The organism is Flavobacterium sp. UGB4466, assembly GCF_903469665.1.
Lineage (GTDB): Bacteria > Bacteroidota > Bacteroidia > Flavobacteriales > Flavobacteriaceae > Flavobacterium > Flavobacterium lipolyticum.
Genome location: NZ_CAGKLC010000302.1, coordinates 1 through 257 on the forward strand (window position 1 = coordinate 1; position 257 = coordinate 257).

1 protein-coding gene is annotated in these 257 nt (G+C 47.1%); it reads right to left on the bottom strand.

Annotated features, from left to right (window positions below; translation table 11 throughout):
• Positions 1 to 257, bottom strand: a 257-nt coding sequence (locus tag JO950_RS22155) for a hypothetical protein (protein WP_202704572.1), incomplete at both ends; no start/stop codon positions are given.

Genomic DNA, 257 nt, shown 5'->3' on the forward strand with positions numbered 1-257 from the left:
GCTGTAACATTAGCTGGGGTGTAAACCGATCCTGTGATGCTTCCGCCTCCTGAAACAATGCTCCAGGTACCTCCTGCTGGTGTAGCAGTTAAGGTTTTAGTTGCAGTTTCACAAATGGCTGTAGTTGGAGTGGTATTAGTCGCTGTACCTGCAAAAGCATTCACCGTGAAGGTAACATCTGAACTGCTAGCAGCACAACTTCCGTTAGAAGCAACCGTGTATCTTATCGTTACCGCTGTATCTGCTGTAACATCAGC